The 22,530-nt window shown below is 42.4% G+C and carries 19 protein-coding genes and 1 pseudogene; 14 read left to right on the forward strand and 6 right to left on the reverse strand.

Annotated elements, in window-relative coordinates; all coding sequences use genetic code 11:
- Nucleotides 1-177 precede the first annotated feature (177 nt).
- Complete coding sequence (locus tag BEN74_RS11620; RefSeq protein WP_068911569.1) at nucleotides 178-1,545, reverse strand: MATE family efflux transporter; 1,368 nt, start codon at nucleotides 1,543-1,545, stop codon at nucleotides 178-180.
- 302 nt (nucleotides 1,546-1,847) lie between these two features.
- Here BEN74_RS11620 and BEN74_RS11625 point away from each other — a divergent pair.
- Nucleotides 1,848-1,985: pseudogene (locus BEN74_RS11625) on the forward strand (IS30 family transposase); the annotation flags it as partial.
- Here BEN74_RS11625 and BEN74_RS11630 read toward each other — a convergent pair.
- Both BEN74_RS11630 and uvrA read right to left on the reverse strand, forming a co-directional pair.
- The gene (locus BEN74_RS11630; protein ID WP_068911548.1) at nucleotides 1,946-2,164 is read right to left on the reverse strand and encodes a hypothetical protein; all 219 of its coding nucleotides are present in this window, start codon (nucleotides 2,162-2,164) and stop codon (nucleotides 1,946-1,948) included. The pseudogene BEN74_RS11625 and the gene BEN74_RS11630 overlap by 40 nt on opposite strands.
- A 17-nt stretch (nucleotides 2,165-2,181) precedes the next feature.
- On the reverse strand, nucleotides 2,182-5,013 hold the full coding sequence (gene uvrA, locus BEN74_RS11635) for an excinuclease ABC subunit UvrA (protein WP_068911546.1): 2,832 nt from the start codon (nucleotides 5,011-5,013) through the stop codon (nucleotides 2,182-2,184).
- A 228-nt stretch (nucleotides 5,014-5,241) separates the two neighbouring features.
- On the opposite strand from uvrA, the gene BEN74_RS11645 reads away from it, so the two are divergent.
- The 4 genes from BEN74_RS11645 to ssb all read left to right on the forward strand — a co-directional run bounded on the left by BEN74_RS11645 (nucleotide 5,242) and on the right by ssb (nucleotide 9,000).
- The gene (locus tag BEN74_RS11645) at nucleotides 5,242-5,601 is read left to right on the forward strand and encodes a hypothetical protein (protein ID WP_068911542.1); all 360 of its coding nucleotides are present in this window, start codon (nucleotides 5,242-5,244) and stop codon (nucleotides 5,599-5,601) included.
- A 166-nt stretch (nucleotides 5,602-5,767) separates the two neighbouring features.
- Nucleotides 5,768-6,853 carry a DUF475 domain-containing protein gene (locus tag BEN74_RS11650; RefSeq protein ID WP_068911540.1) on the forward strand — a complete coding sequence of 362 codons (1,086 nt, stop codon included), beginning with the start codon at nucleotides 5,768-5,770 and terminating at the stop codon, nucleotides 6,851-6,853.
- 149 nt (nucleotides 6,854-7,002) lie between these two features.
- A complete protein-coding gene (locus tag BEN74_RS11655; RefSeq protein WP_068911567.1) occupies nucleotides 7,003-8,367 on the forward strand; it encodes an MFS transporter in 1,365 nt (454 codons plus the stop codon).
- Nucleotides 8,368-8,418: 51 nt separating this feature from the next.
- Entirely contained in the window at nucleotides 8,419-9,000 is a 582-nt protein-coding gene (ssb, locus tag BEN74_RS11660; protein WP_068911538.1) for a single-stranded DNA-binding protein, read from the forward strand.
- A 143-nt stretch (nucleotides 9,001-9,143) separates the two neighbouring features.
- Here the strand turns inward: ssb and BEN74_RS11665 are convergent.
- Nucleotides 9,144-9,895 (reverse strand): IS5 family transposase gene (locus BEN74_RS11665; RefSeq protein WP_416240760.1). Its coding sequence is split into 2 segments (ribosomal slippage): nucleotides 9,144-9,661 and nucleotides 9,661-9,895, totalling 753 coding nucleotides; the frame shifts between segments, so codons are not numbered across the junction.
- Nucleotides 9,896-9,988: 93 nt separating this feature from the next.
- Between BEN74_RS11665 and BEN74_RS11670 the strand changes: the two genes are divergently transcribed.
- From BEN74_RS11670 to BEN74_RS11700, 7 genes are all read left to right on the forward strand, one after another.
- Nucleotides 9,989-11,356, forward strand: a complete 1,368-nt coding sequence (locus tag BEN74_RS11670; RefSeq protein WP_068913319.1) for a site-specific integrase — start codon at nucleotides 9,989-9,991, stop codon at nucleotides 11,354-11,356.
- Complete coding sequence (locus tag BEN74_RS11675) at nucleotides 11,353-12,375, forward strand: hypothetical protein (protein WP_068913316.1); 1,023 nt, start codon at nucleotides 11,353-11,355, stop codon at nucleotides 12,373-12,375. The genes BEN74_RS11670 and BEN74_RS11675 overlap by 4 nt, the downstream gene beginning before the upstream one ends.
- 61 nt (nucleotides 12,376-12,436) lie before the next feature.
- A protein-coding gene (locus tag BEN74_RS11680) for an IS3 family transposase (protein ID WP_228200337.1) occupies nucleotides 12,437-13,587 on the forward strand; the annotation gives its coding sequence in 2 pieces (ribosomal slippage) (nucleotides 12,437-12,677 and nucleotides 12,677-13,587; 1,152 coding nt in all).
- A 108-nt stretch (nucleotides 13,588-13,695) separates the two neighbouring features.
- Entirely contained in the window at nucleotides 13,696-14,142 is a 447-nt protein-coding gene (locus tag BEN74_RS11685) for a hypothetical protein (protein ID WP_228200348.1), read from the forward strand.
- The gene (locus BEN74_RS11690; RefSeq protein ID WP_228200349.1) at nucleotides 14,139-16,286 is read left to right on the forward strand and encodes a hypothetical protein; all 2,148 of its coding nucleotides are present in this window, start codon (nucleotides 14,139-14,141) and stop codon (nucleotides 16,284-16,286) included. The genes BEN74_RS11685 and BEN74_RS11690 overlap by 4 nt, the downstream gene beginning before the upstream one ends.
- Nucleotides 16,283-16,717 (forward strand): hypothetical protein, encoded by a 435-nt coding sequence (locus tag BEN74_RS11695; protein ID WP_068913024.1) that lies wholly within the window; start codon nucleotides 16,283-16,285, stop codon nucleotides 16,715-16,717. The genes BEN74_RS11690 and BEN74_RS11695 overlap by 4 nt, the downstream gene beginning before the upstream one ends.
- A gap of 84 nt (nucleotides 16,718-16,801) precedes the next feature.
- On the forward strand, nucleotides 16,802-18,361 hold the full coding sequence (locus BEN74_RS11700; protein WP_228200350.1) for a VPA1262 family protein: 1,560 nt from the start codon (nucleotides 16,802-16,804) through the stop codon (nucleotides 18,359-18,361).
- A gap of 39 nt (nucleotides 18,362-18,400) precedes the next feature.
- On the opposite strand, the gene BEN74_RS11705 is transcribed toward BEN74_RS11700, so the two are convergent.
- Nucleotides 18,401-19,566, reverse strand: a protein-coding gene (locus BEN74_RS11705; RefSeq protein WP_119285041.1) for an IS3 family transposase whose coding sequence is annotated in 2 segments (ribosomal slippage) — nucleotides 18,401-19,308 and nucleotides 19,308-19,566 — 1,167 coding nt in all. Because the reading frame shifts where the segments join, the coding sequence is not laid out codon by codon here.
- A gap of 84 nt (nucleotides 19,567-19,650) precedes the next feature.
- Here BEN74_RS11705 and BEN74_RS11710 point away from each other — a divergent pair.
- Nucleotides 19,651-21,393, forward strand: coding sequence for a VPA1262 family protein (locus BEN74_RS11710; protein WP_228200351.1), 1,743 nt, complete (start codon nucleotides 19,651-19,653; stop codon nucleotides 21,391-21,393).
- A gap of 21 nt (nucleotides 21,394-21,414) precedes the next feature.
- On the opposite strand, the gene BEN74_RS11715 is transcribed toward BEN74_RS11710, so the two are convergent.
- Nucleotides 21,415-21,897, reverse strand: a complete 483-nt coding sequence (locus BEN74_RS11715) for a hypothetical protein (protein ID WP_068910568.1) — start codon at nucleotides 21,895-21,897, stop codon at nucleotides 21,415-21,417.
- Nucleotides 21,898-21,993: 96 nt separating this feature from the next.
- Between BEN74_RS11715 and BEN74_RS11720 the strand changes: the two genes are divergently transcribed.
- Nucleotides 21,994-22,212, forward strand: coding sequence for a helix-turn-helix domain-containing protein (locus BEN74_RS11720; RefSeq protein WP_086374376.1), 219 nt, complete (start codon nucleotides 21,994-21,996; stop codon nucleotides 22,210-22,212).
- Nucleotides 22,213-22,530 lie beyond the last annotated feature (318 nt).

Consider the following 22,530-nt stretch of genomic DNA (forward strand, 5'->3'; position numbering starts at 1 on the left):
AGGAGGGAGCGTTTCGAAATTCAATACCGTATTGAATTCCTTACACAGCAATGCTGTTCATCCCCTCTTTTGCCTTGCGCCATATGTGGCTCAGGGTTAGGGGAGATTTATCAATCAGTCATAATGAAATTACGCTTAACTGATCAGCATTAGCAGCCTACAGCTGCGCTGTCCGCCTTAAATCAGCGCCTTGATGGCTTTTTTCTTCCAGAAAAACTGATAGTACAACCCTTGCGCAATGCACAGGCAGACAAAAGCCAAAGCATAGGCATGCCAAATGCCCTGCAGGCCCCACCATGCGCTGAACAGGTAGGCGCAAGGCACTTCAACCAGCAGAATGGCGGTAATATTGATCATCATCGGCACGCTGACTGTGCCGCTGGCGCGCATGATGGAAGCGAAAATAGCGCTGGCGCCGAAAAACAAAATAGACCACAGCACAATAAACAGCAGCTGCTGGCCCAGCGCCACCACCTGCGGATCGGTGATAAACAGCGCCATCAGGTATTTAGAGAACAGATAGGCCAAGGCGACCAGCGTTCCGGTAATGGCGAGGTTCATGCCCAGCGCGGTGCGGGTGACTTTATTCAGCAGTTCAGACTTGCCGGCGCCAATCGCCTGAGAGGCGAAGATGGAAGCCGCGATGGAAATGGACAGCGCAGGGAACTGAATATAGTTCAGCACCTGATTGACTGCGCCGTAAGCCGCGGTGGCATCTGCGCCGTAGCGGTTGACTAAGCCGACAATCACCAGTCCGGCAACCGAGGTGGTGACCATCTGAATGCCGGTCGGAATGCCTAAGCGTAGAATGATTCTGCTGAGTTCCGGCTGATGGCGGATATGCTGCATTAAGGCCCAGTTGGGGCGCAGAGGATGATCTTTCCAGTTTAAATACACATACAGGAAAATCAGCGCAATCAGCACGCCGATGGTGGCGGCGATGGCGGGGGCAATAATGCCCAACTGAGGAAAGCCGAATTTGCCTAAAATCAGCACCGGGGTAATGATCAGCCCGGCGGCGATGGTCATGGCCGAAGCGATCAGCGGCGTGGCGCTGTCGCCGACGCCGCGCAGAATGGAGGTATAGATAATATAGACAAACAGCAGCGGGCTGCCGGCCAGCATCCACTGCACATAAGGCACAGAAAGATGCAGCACGTCAGGCGCCGTGCCCAGCGCCAGCAAAACCGGCTTGGCGAACAGCATGCCCAGCAGGGCAATCAGCGTGCCGCCAATCAGGGTCATGAATAAGGTGGAGCCGACCACGCAGCGCACTTTTTCCACATTCTGCGCGCCCCAAGCCTGCCCGACCAGCACGGTCGTGCCGGCGGACAGGCCAATCACAAAGGCCATCAGGCAGAACAGGATGGGGAAATATACGGATACCGCAGCAATGGCGTGCACGCCCATCATTTGCCCGACAAAAACCGTATTGATGGTGCCGGACAGGTTCTGCAGGATATTGGTGGCGATCAAAGGGAGCAGAAAAAATAAAAAATTTTTCCATAATTTCTGCTGATTTACGAGAGGCTGATGCTCCTGCATGCGCAATCCTTTGATCTTGTTCTGAGGCTTATTTTCAGGCTTCACATTAGCATATCTGGGCTGAAAAAAGCCTGAATTTTTAAGTAACTTAGACAGCGTTTTAGGGCGAAGGCAAAAGGGCAGAATGCTGTTTTGGGCTAATTTGATTCCTGTTTTTATCTAGCGGACGGATTTGTAGATTTGCTTTACATTGACCGTTTTCTGCTGCTTTTGAAAGGAGAAAAGCAGCGGAATTCTTTTGTTTGGCTGAAGCTAAGTTCCTTGAGTTTTAGTTTTTTAGGATAGTCATATTAAACGATAGCAAGTCCATTCAGCGCGCCAGAAAGGAAAACACAAATGGCCTGATCAGGCCATATCTGCCAAAATCCTCATCACTTGCTCATGTTTCAAAAGAGCAGGTTCAGCCGATAGAATCCGCCATTTCTAAAAATTGGCCTTGAAGTGTTTTTGCTTTTGGGCTGAGTTTATAAATAAACGGCACTTTATCTAAAATCTTAAAACCCAATTTAGTGACGTTAAGCAGCGCTGTTAAAGATTTTATGGATTCATTATCTTTGATTTTTTTAGGCATATTGCGGAAAATAAAAACGGTGAATGAATCACCGTTTTTATCATGCATTGAATGGAAAGAGCAGCTTACTTCAGCAGCGGCTTCAGGAACTTCGCGGTATGCGAAACCTTGGATTTCACCACATCTTCAGGCGTGCCTTCGGCAATGATCATGCCGCCGCCGGCGCCGCCCTCAGGGCCAAGGTCAATCACCCAGTCCGCGGTTTTAATCACGTCCAGATTATGCTCAATCACCACAATGGTATTGCCCTTGTTGCGCAGCTCATGCAGGATATCCAGCAGCTTGGCAATGTCATGGAAATGCAGGCCTGTGGTCGGCTCATCCAGCACATACAGGGTCTTGCCGGTATCGCGCTTGGCCAGTTCACGCGCCAGCTTGACCCGCTGCGCCTCGCCGCCGGACAGCGTCGTTGCTGACTGGCCCAGGCGGATATAGCCCAAGCCGACCTGATGCAGGGTTTCCAGGCGGCGGTGAATCACGGGAATGGCGTCAAAGAAATGCATCGCGTCTTCTACAGTCATTTCCAGCACATCGGAAATATTCCGGCCCTTATAGTTCACTTCCAGCGTTTCGCGGTTATAGCGCTTGCCGTGGCAGGCGTCGCAGGGCACATACATATCCGGCAGGAAATGCATGGCGACCTTAATCATGCCGTCGCCTTCGCAGGCTTCACAGCGCCCGCCCTTCACGTTAAAGGAGAAGCGCCCAGCCGCGTAGCCGCGGGCTTTGGCTTCCTGAGTCTGCGCAAACAGCTCGCGGATCGGGGTGAACAGGCCGGTATAGGTTGCAGGGTTGGAGCGCGGGGTGCGGCCAATCGGGCTTTGGTCAATATCCACCACTTTGTCCAGGAACTGCAGGCCGTCAATCGAATCGAACTTCTCTGCAGTTAAGGTGGTTGCGCCGTTCAGCTGCGTCGCCGCCAGCGGCAGCAGGGTGCGGTTAATCAGCGTGGATTTTCCTGAGCCGGAAACGCCGGTCACGCAGGTCATAATGCCCATTGGAATGGTCAGGTCGACATTTTTCAGGTTGTGGCCGGCGGCGCCCAGCAGCTTGATCTGCTCTTCGGGCTTCGGCGGCGCGGTGCGCTTTTCCGGCACGGCAATTTTCAGCTTTCCTGAAAGGTACTGGCCGGTCAGCGAGTCTTCATGGGCCGCCAGCTCTTCATAAGTGCCCTCGGCAATGATATGGCCGCCGTGGATGCCTGCGCCCGGGCCGATGTCAATAATATGGTCGGCCGCGCGGATCGCGTCTTCATCATGCTCTACCACCAGCACGGTATTGCCCAAGTCGCGCAGGCGCACCAGCGTTTCCAGCAGGCGGTCGTTGTCGCGCTGATGCAGGCCAATCGACGGCTCATCCAGCACGTACATCACGCCCATCAGCCCCGCGCCAATCTGCGAGGCCAGGCGGATGCGCTGCGCTTCGCCGCCGGACAGGGTTTCCGCGGAACGCGACAGGCTGAGGTAGTTCAGGCCGACCGAAACCAGAAAATGCAGGCGCTCGCGGATTTCCTTGAAAATCTTGTCGGCAATTTCTCCTTTGGCGCCGGTTAAGTGCAGGTTCTGATAATACTGCTCGGCATCGCCAATCGACATCCGGGTGATTTCGGCAATGGTTTTGTCCCTGACCCGCACATTGCGGGAAATTTCATTCAGGCGGGAACCGCCGCAGGCGTCGCAGGCGGCGTTGGACAGGTACTGCGCCAAATCATCGCGCACATAGCTGGATTCGGTTTCACGGTAGCGGCGCTCCAGATGCGGCAGGATGCCTTCAAAGGGCTGCACGCGGCTATGCCGGCGGCCGCGCTCATCAATGTAGCTCAGGTCAATTTTTTCCTTGCCTGTGCCGTAGAGGAATTTCTTCTTGCTGTCAGCATCCAGCTCATGCCAAGGCGTGTCCAGGCTGAAGCCGTAATGATCGGCGACTTTCTGGATCATGCTGTAGTAATACAGGCGCTGCCTGTCCCAGCCGCGGATGGCGCCTTCGCTGACGCTGAGCGCATTGTTCGGAATCAGCTTGTCGGCGCTGAAATGGCTGCGCGTGCCGAGGCCGTCGCAGACCGGGCAGGCGCCGAAGGGGTTGTTGAAGGAAAACAGGCGCGGCTCCAGCTCCGCCACGGCGCGGTCGCACTCGGGGCAGGAGTGCTTGGCGGAGAACACGCGGTCGGCCTGTCCGCCGTCCATCCATGACAGAACCGCAATGTCGCCGCCCAGGCGCAGCGCGGTTTCAAAGCTTTCGGCTATGCGGTTGCCGAGGTCTTCGCGGACTTTAAAGCGGTCAACCACCACTTCAATGGTATGCTTTTTCTTTTTGTCCAGTTCCGGCGGCGCGTCAATTTCAATAATTTCGCCATCCACCCGCGCGCGTACAAAGCCCTGGCCCTGCAGCTGTTCAAACAGCGCGGTGTATTCGCCCTTGCGGTCGCGCACCACAGGCGCAAGCAGCATTAAAGCGGTGCCTTCGTCCAGGCTTTTCACCGCATCGACCATTTCCGACACGGTTTGCGCCACCATCGGCAGGTCATGCTCCGGGCAGTACGGCGTGCCGACGCGGGCATACAGCAGGCGCAGGTAGTCGTAAATTTCGGTGATGGTGCCGACGGTGGAGCGCGGGTTGTGGCTGGTGGATTTCTGCTCAATGGCAATTGCCGGGCTGAGGCCTTCAATTGAATCAACTTCCGGCTTTTCCATCTGCGATAGGAACTGGCGCGCATAGGCGGACAGCGACTCGACATAGCGGCGCTGGCCTTCGGCATACAGCGTGTCAAAGGCTAAGGATGATTTGCCTGAACCCGAAAGCCCCGTAATCACCACAAACTTGTCGCGTGGAATATCGAGCGACACATTCTTTAAGTTATGAGTGCGCGCGCCCCGAATACGGATATGACTTTGGCTCATGCAATGGTCCTGAAAAAATTCATCAAAAACCTTTATATGATAGCGCATGAAAAATGTTCAAGTGTAAAAAACCGCGGATTTCCGCGCCGGATTGCGAGAAAAATACACCGATGCGGCGGGGCGGCGCGTCCGGCGCGCTGAGCGCAAGCCCGCCGGGCCTGCTAAAATAGCCCGATTCAATTCTGCAGGATGCCGCGGCTGGACGGCGCAGCATAACGAGGACAGCACATGAAGATGAAAACTAAATGCGGCGTTTTGCTGGCGGCCCTGCTGCTGGCCGGCTGCAGCCGGGCGCCGCAGGCTGAAGGCCCAAAATACGCATCGGCTGCCGAAGCTGCGCAGGCGCTGAATGCGGAAAATGCGGCGATTGACCGGCTGATTGGGCAGCTGGCCAAAGCCGATTCAGATGCTGAACGCAAAAAGCTGTCCTGCGTGCAGATTCCGCAGCAGTATGACCGCATGCTGGGCGTGCTGGAAGCCAATCAGCAGCTGATGACCGAGGCCGACAGGAAGGTGCAGGATGCATTCCGGCAGCTGGCCCTGCAGCAGAAGGTGCGCTTTGCCGGCAATCTGCTGTGCAGATCCTGAAGCTGCTCCGGCATGGCCGCCCGGCAGCGCAATGCATCAAAAAAACCTGTCCGGGGCTTTGGCTCAGCAGGAAAAGCCGTCATACTTGTGCGCATTAAATCTGAAGCGCTGTTTTAAGCTTCAGCGATTTTCCCCTAATTTTTATAGATTCATAGGTCGATCTGTCATGATGAAACATTTTGGTTTCTCAATCATATTTACGGTCGTGTGCCTGGGCATTTCTGCGTACTGGGGCTTCAGCCACGGGCCAAACGCAGGCATTCAGGCCATGTTTACGGCGCTGACCATTACCGCCATTCTTGCGGTGATGGAAGTGTCGCTGTCATTTGACAATGCTGTGGTCAACGCTTCGGTGCTGCGCGGCTGGGACCATTTCTGGAAAATGCTGTTCCTGACCGTCGGCATTTTAGTGGCGGTGTTCGGCATGCGCCTGATTTTCCCGGTGGCGATTGTCGCGGTTACAGCGGATATGGGCTTTATGGAAGTGGTCAGCCTGGCGCTGAATGATCCGAAAACCTACTCGCAGCGCCTGATGGATCACCATCCTGAAATCGCCGCGTTCGGCGGCGCCTTCCTGCTGCTGGTGTTCCTGAATTTCTTTCTGGATGAAGGCAAGGACACCCATTGGTTCAAATGGCTGGAAGCGCGCCTGTCGAATCTGGCCAACGTGCCTGCCATGTCGGCTTTCCTTGCGCTGATTGCGCTGCTGGTGATGGCGTCAAATGTCGAAGAAGCGAAGCGACTGGTGGTGACTCTGGCCGGCATCTGGGGCATTGTGGTGTACATCGGCGTGCAGGTGCTGAGCCATCTGCTGGGCGGCGAACCGGAAATTGACGAAGACGGCAATGCGGTCGCGCATGACGCCAGCGGCGCCTCTACCGGCGTGATCAAGGCCGGCATCGGCGGCTTCCTGTACCTGGAAGTGCTGGATGCATCCTTCAGCTTTGACGGCGTGATCGGCGCCTTCGCGATTACTTCAGATGTGGTGATCATCATGCTGGGCCTGGCGATTGGCGCGATGTTCGTGCGTTCAATGACCATTTATCTGGTGGAAAAAGGCACGCTGGATGCCTATATCTATCTGGAGCACGGCGCGCACTACGCGATTGGCGCTCTGGCGTTCATCATGCTGGCCAGCGGCACCGGCGTGCATGTACCTGAAGTGGTGACCGGCCTGATTGGCGTGGCGTTTATTGTCTGGGCGATTATCGCTTCAATTCAGTACCGCAAGCGTCAGGAACAGCACGGTTAATCCTGGCTTAAGAAACAAATGCTTCAATCTGAGGGCGCATGCAATGCGCCCTTTTTTATTGGCGCGCTGCCGTGAATACATCAGCAGCGCCTGCAGGAATGATGTAGGATATCCCCATCCATTTGGCCCTTAAATTTACGCTGATTGATATGATGAATGCTTTAGAACGCCGCTCAACTTTTGCCCTAAGCAGCATTTTTGCATTGCGCATGTTGGGCCTGTTCATGATTATCCCGGTATTTTCGGTGGCAGGGCAGTCTTATCAATATGCAACACCGGCTTTAATCGGCCTTGCGGTGGGCGTATACGGCCTGACTCAGGCAGTTCTGCAGATTCCGTTCAGCCTGATTGCCGACCGCTACAGCCGCAAGCCTCTGGTGGTGATCGGCCTGCTGCTGTTTGCCCTGGGCGGCGCGGTGGCGGCCATGTCCGAAACCATTTACGGGGTGATTATCGGCCGCGCGATTGCCGGCGGCGGCGCAGTGTCCGCAGTGGTGATGGCCCTGCTGGCCGATGTGACCCGCGAAGAGCAGCGCACTAAAGCCATGGCGGCGATGGGCATGAGCATCGGCCTGTCCTTTGTGGTGGCGTTCAGCCTGGGGCCGTGGCTGACCGGCCTGGTCGGCATTTCCGGCCTGTTCTGGGTCACCACCGTTATGGGCCTGGCGGCGATCAGCATGCTGCTGCTGGTGCCGAAAGTCACCCGCCATCACCGCAATTTCCAGCAGGGCTATCTGACCCAGCTGAAGCAGGTGCTGAAAATGGGCAGCCTGAACCGCCTGCATGTTTCGGTGTTTTCGCTGCACCTGCTGCTGACCGCAATGTTTATTTACCTGCCGTCGCAGCTGATCGGTTTTGCCGGCATTCCGCTGTCCAGCCACGGCCTGGTGTATTTGCCGCTGCTGCTGATCAGCCTGTTTTTTGCCTTTCCGAGCATTATTCTGGCGGAAAAATACCGCAAAATGCGCGGCATATTCCTGACGGCAATTGGCGGGATTATTCTGGGCCTGGCGGTCTTGATCTTCGGCTACGAATCCAAATATGTGCTGCTGGCCGGCTTGGGCCTGTTTTTCATTGCCTTTAACGTAATGGAAGCGCTGCTGCCGTCCTGGCTGTCTAAAGCCGCGCCGATCCAGTCCAAAGCCACGGCGATGGGCGTGAATGCCAGCAGCCAGTTTCTGGGCGCATTCTTTGGCGGCATGCTGGGCGGGCAGCTGCTGCAGCTGAACAACACCGCCATGGGCTGGAGCATTTTAACCGCCATCGCGGTCATCTGGCTGCTGATCAGCTTCGGGCTGGAGCAGCCGCGCTACCTGTCTTCGCTGGTTTTGCGCCTGCCGGAAGCCAGAGAAACTGACGAATGGACTTCTCAGCTTTTGGCAATCCGTGGTATTGAAGAAGTCGTGGTGATGTCTGACCAGCAAGTAGCCTATCTGAAGGTGGATAAGCAGCAGATTGATGAAGCTGCGCGACAAGATTTAACGCACTTGTTGGGGAAAGAGGTAGCCATTTAAGCATAACTCTTATAAAGTAAATAATAGCAACAAATAGGAAGAATACGTCTGATGCGTGGTGTTAATAAAGTCATTTTAGTGGGTACTTTGGGCCGAGATCCTGAAACCAAAACTTTCCCGAATGGCGGTTCCCTGACCCAGTTCTCTATCGCTACCAGCGATTCATGGACGGATAAAAATACAGGTGAACGCAAAGAGCAGACAGAATGGCACCGTATTGTGCTGCACAACCGCTTGGGCGAAATTGCCCAGCAGTACCTGCGCAAAGGCTCTAAAGTGTATATTGAAGGCTCATTGCGCACCCGCCAGTGGACCGACCAGAACGGCCAGGAGCGCTACACCACGGAAATCCGCGGCGAGCAGATGCAGATGCTGGACAGCGCACGCCAGCAAAGCGATCAGGGCCAGGGCTTTGAACAGCCGCGCTTCAACAGCGGCAATCAGCAGGGCGGCTACAGCAATAACCAGCAGGGCGGTTACGGCGGCGGCCAGGCCAATGCCAGCCAAGGCGGCTATGGCGGCGGCAATCAGGGCGGCTATGCCAACAACAACCCTAGCGGTTTTGCGCCAAAAGCTCCGGCTGCGCCAGCAGCGGCGGCTCCGGCAGATTTGGATGATGACCTGCCGTTTTAAATTGTACAATACTTAATTATTGTATTTGTTAAATAGAAAGAGCTTGATTTATATCAAGTTCTTTTTTTATTTCTTTTGAAAATATTGTATTTATATTTAATAACTTTGTATAATAAAAATATTGTATTTACTAGGGCGTGTCCTCATTTGGCTTTGCACCAAATAAACATGCAAGCAATGTAAATCATAGACTGATAATTTCGTGCAAGCTTATCAAATCGGCTTGCAATCGCTCGAAAATGTTTTAACCTTGCAAACGCATTCTCAACTAAATGCCTTAATCGATATAGATATTTATCAAATTCTTTATTTAATCTTTTACTATTTGATCTCATTGGAATAATTGGGATCATATTTTTATTTTTAATAAATATTCTGATGGTCTCAGCATCATATCCCTTATCTGCAATTAAATAATCTGCTTCTTCTACAACCTCTATCAATTGCTCTGCAACTTGGCTATCGTGGACTTGACCCCCAGTGATTTTAAAATCAATCGGTAATCCATTCGCGTCGGTTGCAAGATGTATTTTTGTTGTTCGCCCACCACGTGATTGTCCAATTGCTCTTTCGAAACCATTCCGAGCTCCACTTGCATGCTGATGCACGCGTATGTAGCTTCCGTCAATGAATACCCATTCTTGATCCAAGACGCCTCGTAATCTAAAAAAAATTTATTCCACAATCCCTTACTTGCCCAACGATTAAAACGATTATAAGCAGTTTGCCAAGGACAAAATTCTTGAGGAATATCACGCCATGTCGCGCCTGTACGCAGTTTCCATAAGATAGCTTCCATGATATTTCTACTATTCTTTGAACAGTAGCAACCGTGCAATCGCATTGTATCCTGGATTTGCTGCCAAATATTATCTGTTAAAAGAGTACGTGCCATTGAATAATATTGAAATACAAGTAATTTGGAATATTATTTTAAGTCTTTAAAATCCATTCTTCAAATGAGAACACGCCCTAAGGTGTTAAGTACTTGAGCTTACATCGTAAAAACTATATTGCAGAAGGTGGAGAAAGATTTGGATTATTAATAAATAGTCTTGGTCTTCCTGATTTTTGGACCATTTTATTCTTAACTACGAATGTTCGTTTCGAAAAGCATGCAACACAAAAAGCGTATCTCAATCATTTGGCTCATATCTATATTTGGGAAATGAGCATTGGGGAAAGAATATCTGAACGTATTATTAGAGTTGCTAATCAAAAAAATATTTCTTCTCAAGTTATTTTCTTTAGTGACTTGGAAATTCAAAAATTAAGAGATCATTGTAAATTAACTACAAAAGCAGCACGAAGAAATTTGAGAAACCAAACAGAGCATCGAAGGAATGATCAAAATTTAAAAATTATATTTCCTATTAGAAGAATACCAGCAGCTACAGTGGAAAAGGAACACGCGATAAATAGAATAACAATATTTGCTAATTTATTTGAATTTGTGGCAACTAATATTTTGAGAAATCAACCTTCTTTTTATAATTATCTAGATATTATTAAAAATACAAAAGCTGAAATATTAAAACAAAAAGATAGGTGTGGTGATTCTAAGACTAGAAATTCTGACCCTAATAAGAAAGCCCCTCACCCAGATATTTTCAAACATGTCATGGAAATAGCAGAACCCTCGCATGTTTATAATCCTTATACAAAATCTGTAAGGCAAAGAAATTATTTACTTCTATGGATTCTTTATGAAACTGGTATGAGGGCAGGAGAAGTTTTACAATTAAAAGTTTCAGATATTGATTTTGCACGAAATGTAGTTCAGATCCAATCTCGGCATGATGATCCAGAAGATAAATTTAGAACTGATGAACCGAATGCTAAAACTTTAGAAAGAGATTTGCCTATAAATCAGGATTTAAGCAATCAGCTTCGTAAGTATGTTTTAGAAGAGCGTCGTTTTATCCCAAATGCTCATACTCACAAATTCTTATTCATATCTCATAAGGGGGTTAGTAAAGGACGTCCTCTCTCTTTAATTCAATTTTCAAGAATTGTTGAAAAAATTTCTGGAAATGAAGAGTTAGCTTCTTTCATTAAGAAGAATGGGTTTGTGGTTAAAAAGAGAGTAACAAGGCATGGCTTTAGACATGATTTCAATAATAGATTTTCAAATAATATTGATGAACATAATCATAAAGCATCTCAGGATGGCCGTATTGATGAAGTGATTTCTGAGAAAAAAGAAATTCAGCAAAGAATGTATATTAATGGTCATAAAAGTGAAAATTCTGCCCAAGTTTATAATCTTCGTCATACCAAAGAGCAAGCAGAAAAGTTATTGAAACGTGAACTTGAAAAAATGGATTCCCTTATTAAGAAGGGGCAAGAAAAATGATGCCAGAACATAGCTTTTCTCAAACAGAACAGACATATTCGACGAGATACTCAAAGGCAGGATATGCATTTAATTTAAATGATGATATATGGGTTTTAGATAAAAATAGAACTATTAATTGGAGACTAGCCAATCAAGAGATTGATAAAGTAGTTTATGCAGGTTTTAAATTAACAATCGCAAGGCTTGCAGAAGAAGTCTCTTCTCACCATACATACAATTGTTGGAGTTATACAAAAACATATTTGTTATCGTCTGATATGTATCAAGAAGGATTGATTACATCAAAATTAATTTTGACTCTCAAAGCAACTTTGACTCAAGAGAATGAGTACAAACTTGGAACAATTCGCGCATTATTAAGATGTTGGATGGAGTGGGACTTCAAAGGATTAGAAAAGGGATTGGAAAATACTTTAGATCGTCTAATTCTAAGCGGTAATATCAAGGGAAAAGCAGTTTTACAAAATTGTCCTTATACAGGTCCATATACTTTAACTGAACAACAATTCTTATTAGTGTGGGCTGGAAATGCTTTTAATACTGGAAAACTCACTTTAGAAGAGTTTGCGTGGTTTTATACCATATACGCTACAGCTCGTAGACCTATACAAATCTTAGCATTGAGAATATGTGATTTAACTATTCAAAATAATTTAGATGGAATGAAGTACGAGTTAAACATTCCACGCGCAAAGCAACGAGGAGGTATATTCAGAGGAGAAATGCGCAGTCTAAGTATTACAGAAGATATGTATTTAATTTTAATGAATTTAATTAATGATGTAAAAATTAAAGTTAAAAGATATTTACCCGATATTGAGTCAGAAGATTTAGATCAAATCCCTATTTTCTTGAATAATAAGAATTTAAATAGTGTTAATTCAGTTGAGGATCTTAGAGATAAGTTAAAAACTATTCCTGATTATTTGCATGGAGGAGCTAGTAAACATAACTCTCTAAGTAATAGTGTGTCGAAAAAATGTGAAGCTATTTCTGAACGGACTGGAGAATATTGAATAGCCACCGATTTTGTAGACACCTTTTAGTTAGATAAAATGGCTAATTAACGAGGTGCTTATGAGCAGTAGCAAACGATACCCTGAAGAATTCAAAATTGAAGCAGTAAAGCAAGTGACTGAAAAAGGTCATAGCGTGGCTGAAGTTGCCGCACGTTTAGGTACAACCACGCATAGTCTTTATGCTTGGATCAAGCGTTATGCTCCTCAAGAACCTAAAATCACAGACTCTAGGGATGCAGTTTCAGAATTGGCAAAGCTAAAAAAGGAGTTGCAAAGAGTTACTGAAGAAAGGGACATATTAAAAAAAGCCGCGGTGTACTTCGCAAGCCAGTCCAAATGAGGTATGCCTTTATTCAGGACAATCAGCACATATGGTCTGTTCGTCGTTTATGTTCGACTCTAGATGTTCATCACAGTGGTTATTACGCATGGTTGAAACAACCCACTAGTAAAACTGCGAGGAAACGACAACAGCTTTCAGGATTGATTAAACAGTTCTGGCTGGAATCTGGCGGAGTCTACGGCTATCGCAAGATTCACTGTGATTTGAAAGATGTTGGCGAAAATTGCGGTATCAACCGGGTGCATAGGTTAATGAAAGCGAATGGGCTTAAATCACAGCGCGGCTATCGCAAGCCTAGATCTTATGCAGGTACGCCAAGTATTGTTTCCGCAAACACCTTAGAACGACAGTTTAATCCAACTCAGCCTAATCGGAAGTGGGTAACAGACATTACGTATATTCGTACACATGAAGGTTGGTTATATCTTGCTGTTGTAATTGATCTATTTTCACGCCTTGTTGTTGGGTGGTCTATGAAATCAAGAATGACTACAGATCTTGTGCTAGATGCGTTATTGATGGCTTTATGGCGGAGAAAACCAAAGAACAAGGTTTTGATTCATTCTGACCAAGGCAGCCAATATACCAGTCATGAATGGCAAGCATTCCTTAAACAACATAATTTGGAATGCAGTATGAGTCGTAGAGGCAATTGCCATGATAATGCTGTTGCAGAAAGCTTTTTCCAGCTATTAAAACGGGAACGAGTTAAGAAGAGAAACTATGCATCAAGAACTGAAGCGAGGTCAGATATCTTTGAATATATTGAAATGTTTTATAACTCAAAAAGAAGACATGGTTCCAATGGACAACGTTCTCCATTAGATTATGAAAAGTCCCATCAAAAGATGGTTATGTGTGTCTAGAGTTTTGGTGGCTATTCATATATTCATTTTACTCCAATAAGATGCAGAAGAACGCGAGCGACTAATTTGGTACGCCATGGCATTACTGGTGTCCAATTGGCTTATCTAATGGACCATTCAGATACACAACAATTAAAAGTTTACACTGCATATACTGCTGAATTAGCTGCCCGTATCTTTGACAAAATGAAAGATGCTATGGCCTTTTTAGCAGCTCAATTTGAAGGAAGATTAATAGAAAATGAAAATGAAGCTATAAGAGGAAATGACCCTAGTAGTAGGGTTTATAAATCTAATAATGAGCACATTGGTAACTGTGGTGGCTCTCCTTCTTGTCAAGCTGGAATTAAAGCATGTTTATTGTGCAATAAATTCCAGCCACTTTTACATGCGCCTTGGGATGAGCTGTTTTTAGAATTATTAGAAGAGATGGAACAGCGAGAAAAAGATGGAGCCAGTGAATTGATTTTAAAGTCATTTGACCTACAGTTAGCTCATGTGAAGGCCATTTTAGATGCATGTGATAAGCGAATTACAATGGAAGAAATAGCATGAGTAATTTTGTTCAATTTGTACCAAAACATGCATTAGATTGTCAGAAAAATTTAAATGATTTCATTTTACGTGCTAAGAATGATTTAAGTATCTATGAAGACCAGGGAGGATTTGAAAGTTCAAATTGGAAACATAGACTAGATAATGGTCGTTCAAATTCAATGGAATTCACAGGTTTGGCCCCTAAAGGGAAAAAAACTGGTGCACCTATGCAACAACCGTTCCTTGATTTTGCAAAAGCTTATGTACGTGATAATCAGACATGGAAAGCTACTAACCCTGGCAACATGATGATGGTATTAAAAGCTAGTCACGATGCTTTGCTTCAAATTTACTTGAAAGCTGATGTTCTATTAATTGATGGGATTGTTGTAAGAAGGGTATTGGAATTAATTTATGAGCGTAGTTCTGAAGCTTCAAGATATCGTTATGGTCAAATGCTGCAAGCTTTTCTAGAGGATTTAAAAAAATTTAAAATTAATATCACTATCCCTCCTCAAGAAAATCTATGGAAAAGACCGGGGAACAAAGCGCAAGGGACTTCTAAAGAAGATAGACAATGGCAACAAGAACGTTTGCTCAGTTCTTTTGAGATAGGTGCTTTAGCAGATGCATTTAGATTAGCAAAAACTCCTTATCAAAAATTTTATTCAGCACAATCTGCATTGCTTTTGGCAGCCCCTAGCCGAGGAGGTGAACTTAGTTTTCTTACAGTAGATTGTTTATCAAGTGAGGAGCTAAGTGAAATAGAAAAGAAAAACACAGGTCTGGATCAATTATGGAATATAGCGTGGAAGGCTGAAAAGGGAGGAGGATTAATTAAGAAGCCCATTCACCCTTATATTGTTCCAACAATTCAACTAGCAATTGAAAGGCTAAAAGAAATAGGAGAGCCAGCTCGAAAAGCTGCTCAATGGGCCATAGAGCATCCAGATGAATTCTATCGTCATGAAGAATGCACTACTTCTCCTGATCATGGAGAAGATGAACCTTTGACTGTTGAACAGTTTTCAGGAGCAATGTGTATACAAACCCTTCCTTCGAATACTAAAGCATGGAGATTGACTGATACTGAAGTATTCGCTCAGGTATTTCCACAAAAATGGATTCATAAGCTAATTCAAGGCAAAAAATATATAACTTACAGAGATTTAGCTAAATATACAATTGATAAATATAAAGAAAAATTTCCCAATTGGCCATTTGTCCCTGAAACAGGTAAACCTGTATCTGAATTATTATGTTTAGTACGTGAAAATGAATTTCATGCGGTATTTGCACCTAAATTATACAGTTTTGAATGCCCCAATCTAAATTTGTTAAATGATGCACTAGGTGCTATTCATGAAAGAATATCAGGGAAAGATTCGCTTTTTAGCCAATTAGGTTTAGTTAATGAAGATGGCACAAATTTAGTAATCACTTCCCATCAAATACGTGTATGGCTCTCTACAGAAGCCGAACGTGGAGAAATGAACTCATTAGATCTCGCAATGTATGCTGGTCGAAGCCGTGTTGAAGATAACTTAGCATATGATTTGAGAACACTTGAGGAAAAAACAGAAGAATCAAGAAAATTACTAACTAAGTTAGGATTAGAAAGTTTAGACGGTACGAAATCTTTAACAGCGGTGAAATTAAACGTACCTGTAACGTTTAAGATGTTAGGTCATAAAGATCGTGTAGGTACTGTTCAGGTGTCTGGTTATGGATATTGTGAACATGATTGGACAATGACTCCTTGTACAAAGGCAGGCGAATGTATTAGTTGTAAAGAACATGCATGTGTGAAAGGTCTTCCAAAAAATCTTGAAAAACTCAAGGAACTAGAGGTTGTTTATCAAGATGAACTGAATAGAGCAGCCGCTGCAACTAATGATGGATTTGCTGGGGCAAATTCATGGTTAATCTATCATGGAAAAAAATTAGCAATCATTAAGACCTTAATAAAATATTTAGAAAATGATCAATTACCTGATGGTTTAATATTACGTATTCCTGAAGAGTTAGATATCAGTTTGACCAAAATAGCTTTAGGTGAGCAAAAACTAGTGAATGCAGTTAATGAAAAAAATCCAATTTCTGCACAAATAATCAAGGAGTCAAGTACTTCGTTTTTGGCTTTATTAACAGGTGAATTATGAAACCCAAGCTGATTGATGTAAATGAAATGAAAATTATCGAGTCCATTTTAAATAAATGGTCTGGAAAGTTAACTTGGGATAATTTTGCAATATCGGTCGCTAGTGCATTGAATAGACCTTCTATTTCTAAATTCACTTTAATGAGTTATGAACCTGTAAAGCAGGCTTTTAATTTTCGAAAGAAAACATTAAGAGAAGCAAAATCGCAGACTATTACATCGGCGAATGATGTAACTATTGATATGTTGATTAAAGAAAACGAAGATCTAAGAAACCAAATAAAACACTTAGAGGAATTACTGAAAGATCGAGAAAACGTGTGGGTTGAGCAATATAGAAGATGGCAATACAACTTATCTCAAATACCAAATGTAGATCTAGCCACTTTAGATCTCCCATTGGTGAAAAAAATAAACTTCATCAATACTTAATACTATGAATTTTAAAGTATATTGAATTTCTAAATATATTGTTATTATTGCTTTATTTAGTTTAAATAGAAGAAAAGGTAACTTATGTCTTATCAATTGAGCGACTTAATAGAAGATAGTCGCCTACAAAGATTATTCTTATTTAAAAGCAAACCTTGCGCTTTACAACTGTGGATATTACAAATAAAAAAAGATAATCTTGTAGAGAACCGAATAGTATACGGGCGTTTGGTTCCATACAGTTTTTTTAATAACAGTTGGTCCTTTAGTGACAAGGATACTTCTCAAAGCGTCGAGAATTTTCGTGCTAGTGTTACCCAATTGAATTTATATATAGATAGCTCTCTGTGTAGTGATCTTTTTAGGATGATTTGTACAGGTCAATCTATTAATTCTATTAGCGAAGCTTTAAATTTAAAGATCCCCCAAAAGTTGAGTAAACAATACGGAAATACAATTCTAATAAACAAGAATCCAATTTTTAGACCTGTGAGTTATCTGGTCAATCGTGACTCGTATCTCCCTAATTTACTGCTCAGTCCACACGGTAGTGCAGGAGCTTTAAGTGCTGCTGTAAGTAATAATGGTAAAAGTTTATTATTCTATTTTGATGATAGTTATAGCCGTGATCTTGCTTCAGTAGTTCTAAAGAGACTTAAAGAAGATACAGGTATGGACTTTGATGGTGTTGATATCCCTAGATTAGGTGAAATCGAATTTTTGGTATTTCCAACATTAGATGATAAAGACAAAAATTTACTTACTATAGAAAGAACTAAATATAAAGGGTTAAGTATTAAGTTCAATTCAAGTCAGATTCCTAATTTTGATAAATTTCAGTTCCATTTAAGCTGTGAGAATAATAACCAAGTTTATTTTTCAAAAATTGTTTTAGCTCAATCTATTGGAAGTGGGATATTCCAATACTATTTTGATTTAGACGAAAAAACATTCAAAATTACTGATGCTACAAAAATTGATATTTTTGGTTTTAAGGAGAATGATTTTACCGAAGGATACTTATGTTGCAGTTGGAGAATTACATACGTTAAAGAAATTAATTTACGGATGCATGTTATTGGTAATCAATCGAATTCTGTAAAATTTGATTGGCTTGAAAAAACGGTTAACTCAAAAAAGAGTGACCGTTTAGTGGCAGTGCTAAATCCAGTAAAGAGTGCAGATATCTCAGAAAGCCGAATTAGGGAGGATGTAATTGATTTATGGATAGAAGAAAATCAGAAGTTGAAATCAATATTTCAAAAGCTCAATCCTCCTAAATCAAGTGGGAGATTTTTTCTTCAGTGGGGAAAAAGTGACGGTGAGGGGAGATTACAATTTGTTGAATGGTTTAAAGAATTAATAGCGAAACATAATAGTAAACATATTACTATTTTTGATCCTTATTTTGAGGATGTTGGGTTAGGTTTGTTAACTTTGTATGCCTCAAAAAATGCTGAATATTCAATTTTTCGTAGTCTTCCAAAGTTATCGGATCCTAATACACCCAAGCGTAGAAAAACAGATAATGTTGTAAAAATAGGGGTTGATAATTTAATAGCAAACTGTGAGCAAAATAGAAAAAGACTGCAAAATAAAAAAATTAAAATTTACGGGTTAAAAGATGGTTATTTACATGACTGATGTGTGCTGAATTAGCAGGAGACTTTCACTTGGGAGATTCTAGGCAGCTAACCGATAAAAGTCTTCTGCCATTTGATTTGGTGTCTTAAAATCCAAGCCTTTTTGAATTCTTCGCTGATTATAAAATAACTCTATATATTTTGTAATATCCGCTTTGGCTTCTTCCCTTGTTTTGTAGTTGCGATGATGGACTAGTTCATTTTTGAGTATGCCCCAGAAACTCTCTATCGGTGCATTATCAAAGCAGTCGCCTTTTTTGCTCATTGAACCCTGAAAATCAAATTTCTCAAGTAAGTTTCGATATTCATTACTGCAATATTGGCTGCCTCTATCTGAATGTACAATGAGATCTTTAGCAGGTTTCTGATTGCGAATAGCCATATTCAATGCATCACAAACAAGCTTGGCTGTCATGCGCTCATTTAAGCTATAGCCAACAACCTGTTTCGTGTAAAGATCTTTGACAGCTGCCAAGTACAACCAGCCCTCAGCCGTCCAAATGTAGGTAATGTCACTCGACCACGCAAGATTAGGCTTCGTCATTGAAAACTGTTGCTTGAGTAAATTGTCATAAATAGAACGGTTGTGATCACTGTTCGTGGTTCTTTTGAAACGCTTATGGCGCTTACAATACAACTGATTTGATTTTTTTATTTGGCGCACAGCATACGTACTTATTTTGATACCTTGCGCTTGTAAATGCTTGGTTAATCGAACATAGCCATAGCTTTGTTTGGTTTCTTCATGGGCTATTTTGACCAAAATTGTCTGCTGATTTCGCTGAATTGATCTTTTACTCATGCCTCGCTTTAGCCAATCATAAAAGCGAGAAACGGATACACGAAGTAATCGAGCCATTAAAATAATCGGAAATAAGTGGCTTTGCGATTTCATATAGGCGTACCTCACTGACTTTCTTTGGCAAAGTACGCTGCTGCCTTTTTTAAAAATTCACGTTCCATTTCAGCTGTTTTGAGCTGTTGTTTAAGCTTCTTATTTTCTTCGAGTAAGGCGTTTAGATCGGGCGAATACTGTTTTGTGCCTGCTAAAGTTCCAGCCTTTGCTTTGTTATTCCAGTTCGAAAGGGTTTGCATTGAAATGCCAAGTTGTCTAGCGGATTCCGATACATTACCTTGGTTCTCTTCAATGGCTTTTATGGCTTCAGCTTTAAATTCTGCGGTGTAAGTCTTCTGTTTCTTGCTCATGGTAAACTCCTAATGAGTATGTATAGTTTACCAAGTTAAACCCTCCTGTTTTTTAAGCACACATCAGACAGATATATTTTGGTTATGAACGATAATGGACTACCAGTCGAAGGCTATCATTTGTCAAATTCCTTTCAGAAGGCGACGGAAAATTATCCATTATTGGTTACTCCTATTCCAACGGATGTTCTTTATGAAACTAATCAATATACTTTTGATCTCATAAAAAGATTAAATAATTCATCAGATTTAGAAGATGATAATAGTCCTATTATTATGCTTTTTGATTCAAAAAATATATCTAGAAATACAAGAATATATGATCCCTTAGCTTTCTTGAATAATGAGTTGGCTGGAAAGATATTAAGTGTATGGCTACAGAAACCGGTGTTAAAATGTTTGGTTGGAGATAACTTAATAAAAAAAATGAATGAATTGGGTGTGATACAGAATGAATCATTCCATGATTTACCAGATGAAGGACTATTTCTTTGTTTAAATCAAATTGATGGTGAACTTGCTGATTTTATGGAGGCATGGAAAGTTATAGGAGAAATATTAGCCCGTACAACAACTGGTGATTCTAGTTTAGAAAAGTTGAAGACTGAAAGTAAGTTTTTATTATTCCTTTCGAAATTTTTGTCAAATTCATTTCAAAGGAATCATCTTAATGATGATAACGAAGTTTCAGTAATTGACCCAACTTACTTTAGAAAAACACTAGTAGAGTTAATTCAAAGTTCAATATGGGTACGAAATTTTTTCCAATCTACAAAGTATAGTGCTTTAACTTGGGCCGAATTTTATACAATCAAATATCTATGGCAATACGAACCGAAGTTACTCATTGATATAGCAGAGAGAGAGTTAGTCACAGATTTTAATTCAACCAAGATAGTTGAATTATCTTTGCTTGGTCAGATAGTTAGTGAAATTTCATTAAATCTTGAATTTAATTCTATATCAAATGAACAATTACAGATATTACTTGCGAGCAAAATCGCATTTTTAAGGTGGTTGGGTTGGAATGCTTTGGAACAGAGTGTAATTTCATCTTCTGACCTTGCTAAAATTAATAAATCTTTAGCTAATTTTGAATATACTGAAAAAATTCAGTTTATTGCATGGATTCTTAATAGAAATCATGAGAGCACTGATTTTGCTGATATTTATAAAAATATATTGGATGTGTTATGGATTGTATTTCCAGAGCATATTGCTTATGAAGATTTAGAAACTTTTATTGATGCTGCAAGAGGCCACATGCATAAGCTTACGTGGAGTGGTCTGTGGCTATTTAAGGATATTATTCAGCCATTATTGGATAATAAGCGTATTGGTTTTGATGATGCTTGTAAGATTTGGCTTAAAGATTTTATTGCAATATTAGAGTTGAAAGAGCCTCATAGATCATTAATTTTTTCTTCAGAAAGAGAAGGAAATCTAATCAATATTAGTGCATATTTATGGGCAAATAGTGGCTTTTCATTCCAGTTATCTTCATTGAATGATGTTAAAGTTATTTTTGAGAATCAAAGAAGAATTGTTCAACGACCACTTGCTAGCACTTCTAATTGGTCTAGTTGGGATGAAGCTCTTAAAATTTCAATGTGGATTTCAGTATTTACTAAATTATGTAGGTACTATCTAAATCAAATTAATATTGAAAAACATGAGCAACTTGATAATTTATTGGAACTTTCATATGGGCTTGTCACAATTCGATCATTAGATGAATGGAATAGTGAAAGTGATTTAATAAAATTTGCTGAGTGGAGTGAAAATTTATTAAGTAATCACGAGTCAATTTCTAATTCTGCTTTATAGCATTTGTTTGTCTCCTAACCTCTACAGCGAGGTTAGGATGCAATTTAAAGCCGTACTATATGCATTGAGATTAGTTAACTCCTCAAAACATTTATTTTTTTCAGTATTGATTCTAATAGCTAAATTTGGAAATTTTTTTTCTAATAAAAAGAAGCTTTCTAGTTGTTTTTCTAACATTGAAATTTTCTTTTGAGTTTCTTCCTTGTAGTGTCTCATTTTTATAAAGTCTAAAGATACGCCTGTAGTTTCACGCAATTGATCAAGTTTACTTGTTTCCGAAAAAGTTGAAAAACGAGGGTTAACCAAATTGGTTTCTTTGATTAGAAAACCATCTTCTACTAGTTTTCTCAGTAATCGATACATACGTTGTTGATTAAAGCGATTACGTTCTTTTTTACTAAGTTTTAAGTGTTTCCAAAACTCATTTGCTGTCCATTGTTCAATTTTCTTACTTTTAAAAAGTGGTGGAAAAAGTTCAAACATCGGCATATTGCTTAAAGACATGACAATCACAGCATAAAAAATAAAAAGAGGATTATAGTCCGTGGATATATAGTCCTCAAATAGTGATAGTTCTGTTTTTTGATCAATTGAATTGAAATGTCAGAACTTAGTATCGCTTTTGGACAATTAGTTCGGAAACATAGAAAAGAGAAAAATATATCTCAGGAGCAGCTTGCTTTACTTTGTAATATAGATCGTAGCTATCTAGGTCGTATTGAGCGTGGAGAAGTCAATATCACACTTGAAAAACTGTACCATTTGGCGAAAGCTCTTGAAACAGATTTGTCTGATTTGCTACCTAGAACTTCTGATTGAGTGTTATGTTAAATTTAATTAATTGGTTTTTATGAATAATTAAGTAAATATAAAAAATTAACATTTTGAAAATAACCCTTTACTTATTTATCTGTTGCGGTTAGTGTTTGTACATAAATTATTGTTGGCTAAAAATGCTAAGGAAAGATAACCAAAAAAACCTACCTAAATTTGAGCTTATGCAAAATTGTATTTGCCCATAACTGTATTACTGAATTTTATAAAAGTCGCAAATCTAAAAAATTATAGATTCTATTTTTACGTCTATTATTTTTATGGGTTTGTTTTTTAATCTATTTTTTTATATGGCGTATTTCT

This window comes from Acinetobacter sp. WCHAc010034, from assembly GCF_001696615.3.
Classification (GTDB): domain Bacteria; phylum Pseudomonadota; class Gammaproteobacteria; order Pseudomonadales; family Moraxellaceae; genus Acinetobacter.